Origin of the sequence: Streptomyces sp. NPDC013457, from assembly GCF_043089925.1 — a bacterium.
GTDB lineage: Bacteria > Actinomycetota > Actinomycetes > Streptomycetales > Streptomycetaceae > Streptomyces.
In genome coordinates this window covers 1193808-1206173 of sequence record NZ_JBICBL010000001.1, presented here as the reverse complement: position 1 = coordinate 1206173, position 12366 = coordinate 1193808, and the positions used below count along the sequence as shown (strand labels likewise).

The following is a 12366-nucleotide window of genomic DNA, read 5'->3' as shown; positions in this document are numbered from 1 at the left end:
CGTCAGCGCACACGCGGCCGATCGTAGGCGATCCGTTCGGGGGCCCCGGCCGACGCCTAGCGGTCGGTCAGGGACAGTACGGGAGAGGTGTGGTCCTGCCGCCGGGCGCGCCCCGGCGTCGCGCCCGCGATCCCCACGCTCGGCGATCGCCGCGCATCGGGCCACAGCATCCTCGGCCTGGCGCTGTTCGACGGGGCGACCCTGCGCGCCGAGGCCGTCGGACGCTGCTGGTCGCAGGGCCGCCTGCTGGCCTGGCTGGCGGAGTCCCAGCGGCGGCCACCGAGGCGGTCCGGGCACCGCCTGACCGCCGATCGGCGGTATCAGGTGCGGCCGCGGCCTGAACACGCCTCGGTCGAGACGCGGTTCCCTACACTTGGTCATGCGCCTGACAGCGGGGGCGCTGTACCACTCCCACGAACGGACATACCCGAAGGGGGCGATCGGCGCATGACCAGGCCTGAGAGCGCGGGACACGACTACGACGTCGTCATCAGCGGAGCCAGCCTCGCCGGCAGCGCGGCGGCGACCCTGCTGGCCCGGCGCGGCGCCCGCGTCGCGCTGCTGGAACGCCGCTCGGACCCCGAGGCGTACAAGGTGCTGTGCACCCACTCCGTCACCGCCTGCGCCTACCCGGTACTGGACGAACTCGGCCTGGTCCCCGCCCTGGAGAAGGCGGGAGCCGTCCGCAACGAGGCCCGCTGGTACACCCGCTGGGGCTGGATCCGGCCGACGGCCGCGCCCGCGGGCCCCGAGCTGCCGTACGCGTACAACATCCGGCGCAGTGTCCTCGATCCGCTGATCAGGTCGAACGCCGCCGAGACCCCCGGCGTCGACCTGCTCCTCGGCCACCGCGTGACCGGGCTCGTCATGGAGGCCGGGCGGACCGTGGGGGTGCGCGCGACGACGACGGAGGGCGAGCGCGAGATCAGGGCCCGCCTCGTCGTGGGCGCCGACGGCAAGGACTCGGCCGTGGCGAAGTTCGCCGGCGTGCCCGAACGGGAGCACGAGAACGCGCGCTTCGGCTACCTCGCGCACTTCCGCGACCTTCCGCTGCACGACGGGATCGGTCAGACGTGGTTCCTCGAACCCGACATGGCGTACGCGTTCCCGAACGACGACGGGGTGACGGTCCTGGCCGTGCTCCCGGACAAGAAGCGGCTGCCGGCCTTCCGGGAGGACCTGGAGGGCAGCTTCCTCGACTTCGTACGAGCCCTGCCCGAGGCACCGCCCATCGACTCCGCCGAGCGTGTCTCGAAGTTCATCGGCCTGGTCGACTACCCGCTCCACAGCCGGAAGCCGACCGCGCCGGGCCTCGCGCTCATCGGCGACGCCGCCCTGACCGGCGATCCGCTGTGGGGCGTGGGATGCGGCTGGGCCCTGCAGTCCGCGCAGTGGCTGGCCGAGGCGGTCGCCCTGGCCGCCGCCGGCCGGGCGGACCTCGACAAGGCGCTCGCCGTGTACGCCCGTCGGCACGGACGCCGGCTCCGCGGTCACCAGTACCTCGGTGCCGACTTCGCCAGGGCCCGACCTTTCAACCCCGTGGAGCGGCTGATGTTCGCGGCGGCGGCGCGCGACGAGTCGGTGGCGCGGCACATGCACCTGTTCGCCAACCGCCTGATCGGCCCTCTGCGGTTCCTGAATCCCTTGGCGGTGGCCAAGGCCTCGGCCGTGAACATCAGGCACCGCAGGGCGGTCGGAGCGTCCGCACGCTGAGCTGCCCGGGCCGGAGCGGTGCGGCGCCCCCTCCGGCCCGGAGCCGACGACGACCGCTACAGATCGAGTTGGAACTCGTACGCCACGTGCGTCGGCAGGTAGCCGAGCCCGTCGTTGACGTGCCGCATGTACGGGTTGTTGTCGGCGGTGTCGGTGAGCAGGCCGCCGAGTCCGGGGTGGCGCTCGCGGGCTTGGAGGATCGCGGCGGCCTTCATCCAGCGGGCCAGGCCGTGGCCCCGGTGGCCGGGCAGGACGGCCGTGCCGTAGTGCTGGGCGTCCCCGGTTCCGCTGCCGGGGACCACGAGTTCGGTGAAGCCGACGACGGAACCGTCCGACCGGTCGACGGCGGCGACGGTGTGCAGGATCTCCCCGCGCGCCGCGACGGCCGCGGCCGCCGCCCGCATCCGTTCGGCGTCCCAGACCACCGTGCCGTAGTCGACGGCGCCCATCGGCATGTCGTCCATCGCCCGGCGCGACGCCACGTAGGTGTCGGCGAGCTCGTCCGGCACCATCCCTTCCCAGGCCGTCAACCGGTAGCCCGCGTGCGGGGCTTCGGCGATCGAGGTCAGGGCGGGGAGGTCCGCGTCGGCCAGGGCGAGCCGGGCGTACGTCAGGGTCAGGGCGACCCGGAACCCACGGGCAGCCAGGAAGGCCTGGCCGGAAGTGCCGTCCTCGGCCTGGGCGACGACGCTGCGCCGGCCGTCCGCACGGGCTGCCGCCACGGCCGCCGCGAGCAGTTGGGAGCCGGCCTGCCTGCGCCGCTCGGCAGGATGGATCTGAAGGTCGAGCTCGGCGAGATGACGCTGGCCCTCCCTGGTGAACAGGCGGAGGAAGGCGGACCCGACGGGTCGGCCGTCGGCCTCCGAGGCCAGCCAGGCCAGACGGCGGCTGGAGGAGGACTCTTCGGGGTCGGTCAGGGCGGTGATCCGGACGGACAAGCTGTCTCCGTGGCTGGGTTCGGTACGGCGTGGCTGTCCGGGAAGAGTACTGACGGCACGTCACCGCGGCGACGGCGGGGCTCACTCCTGGCTATGAGTTGCGGATCTGCCGTCGGGCGTCGCGGGTCCGGGTGCGGAACGTGCGGCGGTAGGTGTCCGGCGGGACGCCGACCGTCCGGGCGAAATGGCGGCGCAGGGTGGTGGCGGTACCCATGCCGGTCGCCGTCGCGATCGTGTCGACGGTGTCGTCGGTGGTCTCCAGCAACTCCTGCGCATGCCGGATGCGTTGCGTGAGCAGCCACTGCAGGGGAGTGGTGCCGGTGACCGCTTTGAAATGGCGGCCCAGGTGCCGCGAGCTCATCCCGGCCTGACGGGCCAGGTCCTCCACGGTGAGTGCCCGGTCGAGGCGCTGCAGCACCCAGGGGAGCAGGCCGGCCAGCGGGTGGTTGCCGGGGGCGGGTACGGGAGTGGTCACGAACTGGGCCTGGCCCCCGTCACGGTGCGGAGGGACGACCAGGCGCCGGGCGATCGTGTTGGCGACGGCCGAGCCGTGGTCGAGGCGTACCAGGTGCAGACACAGGTCCATGGCGGCGGCCTTGCCTGCGGAGGTGAGCACGCTGCCGTTGTCCACGTAGAGGACGTCGGGATCCACCGTGACCTGGGGGTGGCGTCTGATCAGCTCCTCGGTGTGCGCCCAGTGCGTGGTCGCGACCCGGTCGTCCAGGAGGCCGGCGGCGGCGAGGACGAAGGCGCCCGTGCACAGTGAGGCCACACGGGCGCCCGCCTCGTGGGCCGCTCGCACGGCGTCGACCAGCTCGGCCGGCGGGTCCTGGTCGACGTCGGCCCAGCCGGGGACGATCACGGTGTCGGCTCGCGTGAGGTGGTCGAGCCCGTGGTCGGGATCCAGCCGGAACCGGCCGACCCGGACGGCGCTCGGTCCGCAGAGCGCGACGTCGTACCAGGGGTCGACGATGTGGGTCAGATCGGCACCGAAGACCTCGATCGCCAGGGACAGTTCGAAGTGGAGCATGCCGTCGGTGAGGGCCAGGGCAACGGTGGTCACGTCCGGAAGTGTACGGGTCATGTCGTTCCAGACACTCGTGTGAAGGCCCGCTCCGCGCAAGGATCCTCATGACGGAGCGCGGCGGATCACACGGATCCGCGGCACGGCACTCGGCGCGGAGGAGCGGGTTCATGGGATCGGGGCAGCTGGTGGCGGTGTTCGGCGCGTACGGGCACACAGGTCGTTTCGTGGTGGCGGAGCTGGTGGAGCGGGGCTTCGTCCCCGTGCTGTCCGGCCGTGACACGGGCAGGCTCAAGACGCTGGCGGACGAGTCCGGTCTGGACGCACGCCCCGCGACGGTGGACGACCCGGAATCGCTCGACCGCGCGCTGGCCGGTACGGCCGCCGTCGTCAACTGCGCCGGGCCCTTCGCCTCGACGACCGCCCCCGTGATCGAGGCGGCCCTCCGGGCCGGCATCCCGTACCTGGACGTGGCCGCCGAGCTGGAGGCCAACATCGACACCTTCGCCCACTACGCCGACCGGGCGCGCGACGCCGGCGCGGTGGTCGTTCCCGCGATGGCCTTCTTCGGCGGCCTCGGCGACCTGCTCGCCACCGCCGCCATGAGCGACTGGAGCGAGGCCGACGAGGTGCACATCGCCTACGGCCTGAGCAGCTGGCACCCCACCGCGGGGACGCGGCTCTCGGGCGCGGTCTCCCGGGAGCGGCGCGGTGAGCGACGCCTGCGCTACACCGGCGGTCAGTGGGAGTACCGCACCGACGCCCCGCCCACCCTCACCTGGCCCTTCCCGCAGCCGATGGGCCCCCGGCCCGTGATCGGGGAGTTCACGATGGCCGACGTCGTGACCGTGCCCACCCACCTCTCCGTCCCGGAGGTCACGACCTACATGACGGCCAACGCCGTCCAGGACATCGCGGCCCCCGGCACACCGGCGCCGGCCGCCGCCGACGAGAGCGGGCGGTCCGACCAGACCTTCCTCGTCGACGCGGTCGTACGGCTCGGCGGCGCCGAGCGCCGCGCGGTGGCCCACGGACAGGACATCTACGCCGTCACGGCGCCCCTCGTCGTCGAAGCCCTCGAACGCGTGCTCACCGGCCGCACCCGCACCGTCGGCGTCGCCGCCGCGGGCGAGATCTTCGACGCCGCCGACTTCCTGCGCGCCCTCTCCCCGCACCTGGTGTTCGAACTGCACCCGTAGCGAAGCGACTTCGACCCGTCCGGCCCTGGCGCCCGACCGACGTGAACCGACCGGAGCGGACCCACGACCACGACCGGACAGGCGACCGCGGCGCCGCGCGTCAGGACCGGCCGGGGAGCTCCGCGTCGAGCGCGGGCACGGGGCGCGGGGTCCCGTCGGCATCGATCGCGACGAAGGTGAGGAGTCCGGTGGCGACCTCGGTGGTGGGGCCGGAGCTGTTCCAGCGCTCGGCCGTGACGCGGACGCCGACGGTCATGGACGTCCGGCCCGCGCGTTCCAGTCCGGCTTCCACGCTGAGCAGGTCCCCGGCCCGTACCGGCGCGAGGAAGGTCATCCGGTCGACGGACACGGTGACGGCGGGCCCGTCGGCATGCCGCCCGGCGGCGGCCGCGGCGGCGTCGTCGATGAGCTTCATCATCACGCCGCCGTGGATGGTGCCGTACAGATTGGTGTCGTGGTCGCTCATGATGTGAGCGAGGACCACCCGGGAGTCGTCCGGGGTCTTCGTACGGGCAGGGCTGGTGACGGTGCGATCGGCCACGTCAACTCTCCTTCGCGAGTCGCGGCAGGGCAGTTCCCCGCGCCGGGGACACGGCGCGCGGGCAGCCGGCAGGTCTTCGGACTCGCGGGCACGCCCTCCTCGCGGAGGACTCCTACTGACCGTCGCTTCCCAGGCCCGTCCCGGACCCAGTGCTCATGACGGCGGTCGTTCCCGCTCACCGCTGCGGGGCAGTCCCGGATTCCCACCGGGTTCCCTCTTACGACGCATCCCGCCTGGCGGACGGGGCGAACCAGCTGCCCGGCCAGCGTACGGCAGGGACGTCACGCCCTCCGGCGAGGGCGTGGCCCCAGGCCACGCCCCCTCCTCGGCGCGTCAGGTCAACTGCGCGGTCAGGCGCGGCGTGCGCGGCGGCGCCGTGCGCCGGTCGCCGGTCTTCTCGAAGGCCGCGGCGAGGGCCAGCAGGGCGTTGTCGTCGTAGGCGCGGCCCGCGAAGGTCAGCCCGACGGGCATGCCGGTGTCCGTCATGGTGCCCATGGGCACGGTGACGGTCGGGATGCCGAGGTGGCGGGGGACCAGGTTGCCGTTGGCGACCCAGACGCCGTTGCGCCAGCCGAGGTCGGCGGACGCCGCGTCGACGTCCATGTCCGCGGGGCCCACGTCGGCCACCGCGGGGAAGACCACCGCGTCCAGGCCCAGTCCGTCCATCCACAGCTCCAGGTCGACGCGGCGCGTCTCCTCCAGTCCGCGCAGCCCCTGCTCGAGGAGCGGCATGTCGGCGAGGGACGCGTACGGGCGCTCGCGCACGAAGCGGGGGTAGTCGCCGATCGTGTCGTCGAAGCCGTCGTACCGGTCGGGCAGTTCGCCCTCCTGCTTGGGCCAGATGCGGTCGCCGTCGACGTCGGCCAGGGTGGAGAGCGCCGGGTCGCCGTTGGCGCGCAGGAAGTCGTCCCAGGCCCAGGCGGACAGGTCCTCGATCTCGAAGGTGAGGTACTCGCGGCTGACCAGTCCGCGGGTGAGCAGCGAGGGCGCCCCGGGGCGGTCGGACTCGTAGTGGGACACCACGGGGAAGTCGACCTCGACGACCTCGGCGCCGGCGGCCTCGAGGTCGCGGCGGGCGGCTTCCCACAGGGTGATCACCGAGGGGCGGGTGTCGATGCGCTGTCCGGTCTGGCCGCCGATGCCTCCGTCGGGGTTCGTTCCGGCGTCGGGGTCGGCGTTGATGTACATCCGGGGCACGCCGACCCGCTTGCCGGCGAGCGCGTCGCATGCGGCCCGGGCGTCGGCGGGGGTGAGGGCCGGGTAGGAGGCGGGGCGTATCTGGGACGGCGAGGGCAGTGCCACCCACGGCTGTGCGCGCCACAGGTCCCCGCGGGTGTGCGGGTCGTCGGCGACGACGACGTCGAGCACCTCGAGCAGGTCGGCCATGGTGCGGGTGTGCGGGACCACGACGTCCATGGTCGGCACGAGCGGCCAGTTGCCACGGACCGAGATCACGCCGCGGCTGGGGGTGTAGGCGCACAGCGCGTTGTTGGAGGCGGGGGCACGGCCCGAGGACCAGGTCTCCTCGCCGAGGCCGAACGCGCCGAAGGAGGCCGCCGTCGCCGTGCCGGAGCCGTTGGAGGAGCCGGAGCCGTAGGCGCTGGTGAGCCAGTCGGCGCTGTACGGGCTCTCCGCGCGGCCGTACACGCCGCGCTGCATCCCGCCGTTCGCCATCGGCGGCATGTTGGTCAGGCCGATCAGGATCGCGCCGCCGGCGCGCAGGCGCTCGATGGCGAAGGCGTCGTGCTGGGCGACGAGGTGCTCGAACGCCGGGGAGCCGGACGCGGCCGTGAGCCCCTCGGCGAGGTAGCTGTCCTTGGCGGTGTACGGGATGCCGTCCAGCGGGCCCAGGGTCTCGCCGCGCGCGCGGCGGGCGTCGGAGGCCTCCGCCTCCGCCCGGGCGCGCGGGTTCATCACGACCATCGCGTTCAGAGCGGTGGCCGTACCGGGCCGGTCGTACGCGTCGATCCGCGCGAGGTAGGCGTCGAGCAGTCCGACCGCGGTCGTCTCGCCCTTCTCCAGCGCTGCGCGCAGGTCGGCGATACAGGTCTCCACGACATCGAATCCGCGCGGCATGTGGATCTCTCCCGGGTGGTGAGCAGGGCAGGTGGGCCGCTGGCCGTCAGGGCGGCCAGGTACAGCCGGCCGTCACACTCCCCATCACATTGACTAGATTTTCAGTCTAGACTAACAGTCTAGATTTTCGGAACCTAGACTTGGGGCCTGGATTTCGGAACCGAAAGCGAGCTCATGCCAACGTCAGAGACCGGACCCGGGCTGCCCGACCGCCTCCTCCGGCCGCGAGGCGTGACCGGGCCGACGGGCACCAGGACCGGCGCGGCCTCGCGGCCCGAGGCCCGGGTCCCGATCGAGAGGAAACGTCAGTCCAGCGGGGACGAGGCGCGGGGGAGGGCCATGCAGGCCGCCATCAGCGTCATCGCCGAGAAGGGCACGGCGGCCCTGCGGATGTCCGACATCGCCGAGCGGGCCGGCATGAGCACCGGGCACATCCTCTACCACTTCGGCAAGAAGGACCGGCTCCTGCTCGAAGTCCTCGCCTGGAGTCAGGCGGACCTCTGGACCCGGTTCCAGCAGGCCACCGACCAGGCCGCGTCTCCCGCCGAGAAGCTGGACCTCTTCGTCCGCTTCTACCTGCCCGGCCACCAGGGCGACGAACGCTACGCGCTGTGGACGCAGGTACTGGCCCAGCGCCACGACGAAGCGGGCCGACGCATCCTCACCGAGCTGCTGGACGGCTGGGACGAGCGCCTGGAGGCCATCCTCCGCGAGGGGCGGGACCTGGGACAGTTCGCCGACGTGGATCTCCCCGAGTTCACCATCCGGGCCGTGGCCATGCTGAGCGGGCTCGCCGAGGACGTGATGTTCGGCCGGTCCCGCTGGCAGCACACCTCGGCGCATGCGTTCGCCCTCGCCGCCCTCGAACGCGAACTGCGTCCTGCCCGTCAGGGCTGACGGCGGGGGAGCCGCTGGTCCACGCGCTTGCGGGCCCGGCGGGCGGCGACCTGCGTCGGGTGGTCAGCCGAGAGCCGAGCGGGATCCCTCGCCCTGGGCAGGCAGCAGGGCCCGGACCGCGCGTCGCGGTCCGGGCCCTGCCTCGTGCGGTGCCGCCCTGCAGCGGCGGTGCGTCAGCCCTGTGCGGCGTCGTCGCCCGCCTGCCCGGCGGCCGCCTCGGCTGCGCGGGCCTTCTCGCGCATCTTGCGTACCAGCTCCGCCTTCTTGTCCGCGGCGCCCTGGCGGTCGAGGTTGCGGTGCGGACCGTTGTTCTGCCGTTCGGCGCGGGACTGCCTCTTGCGCTGGCCGCCGCCCTGGCCCACGGGGTTGTTGATGTTCTTGCTGTCGGTCACGGGTTCTCCCGGGGGTGATGTGAGTGATCTACGGATTCATCGGTGGGGCGCGCCGACGTCGGAGTGTCGCCGGCCGGGGCCCGTCCGGCTCTCGGTCGGCGACCGTTGGGTCGATCAAGGGTTTCGAGGTGCGGTCTACAGCCAGTCCTTCTTCTTGAAGACCACGTACAGGCTCGTGCAGACCACCGCCATCAGCACCACCGCGAACGGATACCCGCCCGCCCAGTGCAGCTCCGGCATGTTGTCGAAGTTCATGCCGTAGATCGTTCCCACCAGCGTGGGGGCGAAGAGGATGGCGGCCCACGAGGAGATCTTCTTGATCTCCTCGTTCTGCTCGAAGCCCGCCTCCGCCAACGCCCGCATCTCCGCGTTCTGCTGCTGTGTCACCAGCGTCGCGTTCACCGTCAGGATCTCCGTCAGGGCCTGGCGGAAGCCGTCCACGCGTTCGCTGGTGTGGGTGACGTGGTCGGCCACGTCACGGAGGTAGCGCTGGAGTTCCTCGTCCGTGCCGTACTTGGCGAAGCCCGCCATCAGGCCGTGCAGCATGCTCACCAGCGGGCGGGTCGCGCGCTGGAACTCGACCATCTCCCGCGAGAGTTCGTAGATGCGGCGCGAGACCGCCGGGTCGCCGCCGAAGACCTCGGTCTCGATCTCGTCGATGTCGTTCTGGACCCCCGCCACCACCGGCGCGTAGCCGTCCACGACCGCGTCGAGGATCGCGTACAGGACCGCCTCCGGGCCCAGAGCCAGGAGGTCCGGGTCCTCCTCCATGCGGTGGCGGACGGCCGAGAGGTCCGGGGCGGCCCCGTGGCGGACCGTGATCACGAAGTCCCGGCCCACGAAGATGTGCAGCTCGCCGAAGTCGACCTCCTCCTGGGCGTCCAGGTAGCGGGCCGCGCGCAGCACCACGAAGAGCGTGTCTCCGTAGCGCTCCAGCTTCGGCCGCTGATGCGCCTCGAGCGCGTCCTCGACCGCCAGCTCATGGAGGTCGAACTCGCCCGCCAGCGAGTGCAGTTCGGCCTCCGTCGGGCGGTGCAGGCCGATCCACGCCATGCCGTCCGGGTGCTCGCGCAGCTGGCGGAACGTCTCGGCCAGCGTCGCGGGGGAGGCGACCTTGCGGCCGTCACGGTACAGAGTCGCCTGCACCACGCTCGGCTGGTCCGCCTGCTCGGAACCGGGTCGGGACGGCTGCGGCTCCGGGCGCTGCGCCGCCGGCGGTTCCGGCTGGCGGCGCCAGGCTGCGCGGGGGCGACGATCCGACATCGTGGGGTCCATCTCCGTATGCATGATCGGGGCCGGTGGCTCTCAGGAAGGATATACGGGGCGAATTCGAGCGGCTCGGCGGCGGTAGCCCGCGAGCGCCGAGCGGGACCTCGGTATTGCGGACCATGCCTGTCCGCAAGTCCGCGTAGCGTGCCCCTATGGCCTCCACCCCCACGAACCCGGTCCTCTCCACCCGTGCCCTGGGCCGTGCCACGCTGGCCCGCCAGCTCCTCCTGGAGCCCGCCGCACTGTCCGCCGAGAACGCCGTCTCCCACCTCCTCGGCCTCCAGGCGCAGAACACCAAGCCGCCGTACCACGCCCTCGCCGCCCGTCTCGCCGGCTTCCGGCCCGAGCACCTCTCCGACCTCATGGAGTCCCGCGCGGTCGCCCGGATCGTCACCATGCGCTCCACCATCCACACCCACACCGCCGACGACGTGCTCACGCTGCGGCCCCTCGTCCAGGCCGCCCGCGACCGCGAGCTGACCATGTTCCGCAAGGGCCTCGACGGCGTCGACCTCGACCGGCTCGCCACCCTCTCCCGCGAGCTCGTCGAGGAGGCGCCCCGTACACCCAAGGAGATCCGCGAGGCACTCCTCGTCCACTGGCCCGACGCCGACCCCCAGTCGCTCTCGGTCGCCGCCCGCTGCCTCCTGCCGCTCGTCCAGGTCACCCCGCGCGGACTCTGGCGCCGCAGCGGGCAGGTCCGCCTCACCACCGCCGAGAACTGGTTCGCCCGCCCCTCCGAACCCACCCCCGCCCCCGACGCGACCGTCCTGCGCTACCTCGCCGCCTTCGGACCCGCCTCCGTCAAGGACATGCAGACCTGGTGCGGCCTCACCCGCCTCCGCGACGCCTTCGAGCGCCTGCGCCCCCAGCTCCTCACCTTCCGGGACGAGCACGGCGTCGAGCTCTTCGACCTCCCCGACGCCCCCCGCCCCGACGCCGACACCCCGGCCCCGCCGCGCTTCCTCCCCGAGTACGACAACCTCCTCCTCTCCCACGCCGACCGGACGCGCTTCGTCTCCGCCGAGGCCAGGAGCCGCACCTGGAAGGGGAACCAGGCCTTCTCCGTGTTCCTCCTCGACGGCCTCGTCGCCGGGCTGTGGCGCCTGGAGGAGACCAAGGAGCGCACGACGACGACCATCCAGCCCTTCGGCCGTACGACCAAGGCCCAGCGAGCCGCCCTGACGGAGGAGGCCGAACGCATGGCGGGTACCGGAGTGGCGGGGGTGGAGGGCGTTCCGTTCGCGGTCGAGTTCGGTGTCGTGGACGCGTAGGCGTAGACGCCCCGGCGACCGTCGGTCGCTATGGCGGCAACCCCGCCGGGTGCCGAGGGCGCATAGTCGCCCCGACCACGATCAGCCGCTACGGCGGCAACCCCGCCGGGTGCCGAGGGCGCATAGACGCCCCGACCACGATCAGCCGCTACGGCAGCAGCCCCGCCCTCCTCGCCGCCACCACCGCCTCCAGGCGCGTGTGCGCCCCCAGCTTCCGCATCGTCGAGCGCAGATAGCCCTTCACCGTCTCCGCGCGCAGCCCCAGCCGCTCCGCCGCCACCGCGTTCGTCGCCCCCGTCGCCACCGCCGCGAGGACGTCCAGCTCGCGCGGCGTCAGCGACACGCCCGCCGGACGCTCCGGGCCCGCCGAGGCCGTCTCCAGGCGGCCGCACACCGCCAGGAGCCGGGCCCGCAGCTCCGGGTCCGTGATCCGCGGGGCCAGTTCGCGCAGCTCGCCGTGCGCCTGGCGGACCTCCTCCCACGACGACGGCGACGACGCCCCGCCCGGCCCGGGCCCCGGCCCGGCCTCCGGCCCGGGACCGGGCCTCGCGACGTGACCGCCGAGCCCGGGGCCCGCCGCCCGCTCCCGCAACTCGTCCCGTACCGCCAGCGCCTGCTCCACGTCCCTGGCCGCCGACACCGCCGCGTCGAGGACGCGCTCGCCCAGCGGCAGCGCGTCCCGCAGCGCGCCGTACAGCACTCCCCGCACCTTCCGCCGTACGACCACGGGCACGGCGATCACCGAGCGGAGCCCCTCCGCCGAGACCGGACCGTCGTACTCGTGCGTGATATGCCGCGCCGACGGATAGTCGACGACCGCGCAGGGCCGCGACAGCGCCAGGCACTTCCCGCCGAGCCCGCTGCCCGTCGAGATCGCGAGCCCCCGCAGGGCGGGCGTCAGGGCTCCGTTCAGCTCCGCGATCCGCAGCCGGCGGCCGTCGTGCAGCAGACCGCCGAAGACGACGGCGAGGCCGGTGGTACGGCGCATCCGCGCCAGCGCCGCCCGCAACTCCACCGATTCGATCCGCTCGGTCACGCGACCA

At 73.1% G+C, this 12366-nt stretch carries 11 protein-coding genes and 1 riboswitch; of the genes, 4 read left to right on the top strand and 7 right to left on the bottom strand.

Going from position 1 to position 12366, the window contains the following annotated elements; all coding sequences use genetic code 11:
• Window positions 1–447 precede the first annotated feature (447 nt).
• Window positions 448–1713, top strand: a complete 1266-nt coding sequence (locus ACF1G2_RS05470) for an NAD(P)/FAD-dependent oxidoreductase (RefSeq protein ID WP_391796973.1) — start codon at window positions 448–450, stop codon at window positions 1711–1713.
• A gap of 56 nt (window positions 1714–1769) precedes the next feature.
• Here the strand turns inward: ACF1G2_RS05470 and ACF1G2_RS05465 are convergent, their stop codons facing one another.
• Together ACF1G2_RS05465 and ACF1G2_RS05460 are read right to left on the bottom strand one after the other, a co-directional pair.
• Window positions 1770–2651: a GNAT family N-acetyltransferase gene (locus ACF1G2_RS05465; protein WP_391796972.1), complete on the bottom strand. Its 882-nt coding sequence runs from the start codon at window positions 2649–2651 to the stop codon at window positions 1770–1772.
• A 91-nt stretch (window positions 2652–2742) separates the two neighbouring features.
• A complete protein-coding gene (locus ACF1G2_RS05460) occupies window positions 2743–3714 on the bottom strand; it encodes a helix-turn-helix domain-containing protein (RefSeq protein ID WP_391796971.1) in 972 nt (323 codons plus the stop codon).
• 131 nt (window positions 3715–3845) lie between these two features.
• On the opposite strand from ACF1G2_RS05460, the gene ACF1G2_RS05455 reads away from it, so the two are divergent.
• Window positions 3846–4874: a saccharopine dehydrogenase family protein gene (locus ACF1G2_RS05455; protein ID WP_391796970.1), complete on the top strand. Its 1029-nt coding sequence runs from the start codon at window positions 3846–3848 to the stop codon at window positions 4872–4874.
• 100 nt (window positions 4875–4974) lie between these two features.
• Here ACF1G2_RS05455 and ACF1G2_RS05450 read toward each other — a convergent pair whose 3' ends face one another.
• On the bottom strand, window positions 4975–5415 hold the full coding sequence (locus tag ACF1G2_RS05450; RefSeq protein WP_391796969.1) for an acyl-CoA thioesterase: 441 nt from the start codon (window positions 5413–5415) through the stop codon (window positions 4975–4977).
• A 49-nt stretch (window positions 5416–5464) separates the two neighbouring features.
• Window positions 5465–5685: riboswitch (cobalamin riboswitch) on the bottom strand.
• A 63-nt stretch (window positions 5686–5748) separates the two neighbouring features.
• Window positions 5749–7491 carry an amidase gene (locus ACF1G2_RS05445; protein ID WP_391796968.1) on the bottom strand — a complete coding sequence of 581 codons (1743 nt, stop codon included), beginning with the start codon at window positions 7489–7491 and terminating at the stop codon, window positions 5749–5751.
• 339 nt (window positions 7492–7830) lie between these two features.
• On the opposite strand from ACF1G2_RS05445, the gene ACF1G2_RS05440 reads away from it, so the two are divergent.
• Entirely contained in the window at window positions 7831–8388 is a 558-nt protein-coding gene (locus ACF1G2_RS05440; RefSeq protein ID WP_391796967.1) for a TetR/AcrR family transcriptional regulator, read from the top strand.
• A gap of 173 nt (window positions 8389–8561) precedes the next feature.
• Here ACF1G2_RS05440 and ACF1G2_RS05435 read toward each other — a convergent pair whose 3' ends face one another.
• Window positions 8562–8780, bottom strand: a complete 219-nt coding sequence (locus ACF1G2_RS05435) for a DUF6243 family protein (RefSeq protein ID WP_391796966.1) — start codon at window positions 8778–8780, stop codon at window positions 8562–8564.
• A gap of 135 nt (window positions 8781–8915) precedes the next feature.
• Window positions 8916–10043 carry a magnesium and cobalt transport protein CorA gene (locus ACF1G2_RS05430; RefSeq protein WP_391796965.1) on the bottom strand — a complete coding sequence of 376 codons (1128 nt, stop codon included), beginning with the start codon at window positions 10041–10043 and terminating at the stop codon, window positions 8916–8918.
• 158 nt (window positions 10044–10201) lie between these two features.
• Between ACF1G2_RS05430 and ACF1G2_RS05425 the strand changes: the two genes are divergently transcribed.
• Window positions 10202–11323, top strand: a complete 1122-nt coding sequence (locus ACF1G2_RS05425; RefSeq protein ID WP_391796964.1) for a winged helix DNA-binding domain-containing protein — start codon at window positions 10202–10204, stop codon at window positions 11321–11323.
• A gap of 148 nt (window positions 11324–11471) precedes the next feature.
• Here the strand turns inward: ACF1G2_RS05425 and ACF1G2_RS05420 are convergent, their stop codons facing one another.
• Window positions 11472–12359: a LuxR C-terminal-related transcriptional regulator gene (locus ACF1G2_RS05420; protein ID WP_391796963.1), complete on the bottom strand. Its 888-nt coding sequence runs from the start codon at window positions 12357–12359 to the stop codon at window positions 11472–11474.
• Between the last annotated feature and the right edge of the window lie 7 nt (window positions 12360–12366).